Genomic DNA, 541 nt, shown 5'->3' with positions numbered 1-541 from the left:
TAGCCGACCTCGGCCACACACCTCATGGTTGCGACGATGATCCGCCGGCGCGTTTCCTCGCCACTGGCGCCCACGGGGCGGCCCAGCTGTGTTCGGGTCATGGTGGGTCGGGTCCTCACTGATATGTGGTCGAATATATTCGACCGACCAACGACTTCCGGCTCCCGCGGAGGTGCATGACCGCCACGCCGTCGCAGCTCGGGCGTCCGGTGGGCGCAAACGCCAAGCAGACTCGCCGACGAATCATCACCGCGGCGATGCGCTGCGTGGCCGAGGTCGGCTACTCGAAGGCGACGATCCGCGAGATAGCCCGCATGGCGAACGTGACGAGTTCCAGCTTGTACAACTACTTTCCCAACAAATCGGAACTGATCAAGGCAACGATCTCGGCCCGGGCCGACGCGTCCATGCCCCGCCTGCGGCAGGCCGCGCAACGCCCGGGCAATGTCATCGACCGAATCGAAGCGGTGCTCGACGAGTGCGGACAACTGATGCGCGAGTACCCGGACCTGACCGCCTTCGAATGGGCGATGCGAGCGGA

1 protein-coding gene and 1 pseudogene are annotated in these 541 nt (G+C 65.1%); one reads left to right on the top strand and one right to left on the bottom strand.

Features of this window, described 5'->3' with window-relative positions:
* Nucleotides 1-101 (bottom strand): annotated as a pseudogene (locus tag A5747_RS25530) (TetR/AcrR family transcriptional regulator); the annotation flags it as partial.
* 75 nt (nt 102-176) lie between these two features.
* Here A5747_RS25530 and A5747_RS19620 point away from each other — a divergent pair.
* Nucleotides 177-541 (top strand): TetR/AcrR family transcriptional regulator (locus tag A5747_RS19620; RefSeq protein ID WP_142245651.1); only part of this gene is annotated, 365 nt, incomplete at its 3' end.

The sequence above is a fragment of the Mycobacterium sp. IS-836 genome (assembly GCF_001954275.1).
Lineage (GTDB): Bacteria > Actinomycetota > Actinomycetes > Mycobacteriales > Mycobacteriaceae > Mycobacterium.
The sequence above is the reverse complement of the archived record's forward strand: the minus strand, read 5'-3'. Positions and strand labels throughout refer to the sequence as shown.